General features: G+C 54.4%; 1 pseudogene. It reads right to left on the bottom strand.

The features are described 5' to 3' along the window. Nucleotides 1-74 precede the first annotated feature (74 nt). Nucleotides 75-765, bottom strand: a pseudogene (locus tag HMPREF2822_RS12915) (transposase); the annotation flags it as partial.

Raw genomic sequence — 765 nt, 5'->3', positions numbered from 1 at the left:
GGCCTAAACGACAAAACGTGTTGTTTTCCGGCGTGTCGAGTTAAACGACAGATTGTGTTGGTGGGGGTTGGGGTTTAGCGTATGTGACCTTTACGTATTCCCATAGAGTGGTTGTAGGCAGTGTCGATGGCGCTGTCGTAGGTTGCTGGTCGGCCGTCTTCATGGCCGCTGGTGGCTTGTGTTTCCTGGTCGGCTAGGGTTTGTGCTTTGGCGAGTGCGTCCTGGCCCCAGTTTTGCTGCCTGGCGATTTCTACGGGGTCGTCAGGCAGCTGCGTGTGTAAGTACAGCCACCAGTCACAGGCGATGCGTTGTTGCTCGTCGCGCAGTCCTCGGTGGGCGTGCATCAGTTTCTTGATTTGCGAGTTCACTCCGCCTTCCAGGCTGTTGGTTGTGCGCTCTAAGCGTTGGCCTTCTTTAGCTTGGGTGAGGTAGGCAAAGAGGTGTCCGTGTTGACTCATTTTCTTCAGCTGTAGGTAGATTCCGCGGTGAACATCGTGGGTGTACCACCATTTTTTGTTGCCACGTTTGGATTTAGGAATCTGCTCGAAAGGGACGTCTTTGACGTAAGTTCTGGCTTTGAGCTGGGTGCTAAATACAGTGCCGAATTGGTGTAGCTTGGCAGTCCATTCGGCTGCTTCATCTAGGTTGGTAACGGCTAGCAGTTCGAAGGAAAGCCGTCGCAGTGCTTTGCCCATCGGCGAGGTGGGGTGCAGGCCTGTGGCGCGCTGAATGTTGCGTTTGACGTGGACAATGCAGCGTTGAACC

The sequence above is a fragment of the Corynebacterium sp. HMSC062E11 genome, assembly GCF_001811845.1.
In the GTDB taxonomy this organism is placed as follows: domain Bacteria; phylum Actinomycetota; class Actinomycetes; order Mycobacteriales; family Mycobacteriaceae; genus Corynebacterium; species Corynebacterium hesseae.
Note: the sequence above shows the minus strand (reverse complement) of the source record. Positions and strands in the feature narration are given on the sequence as shown.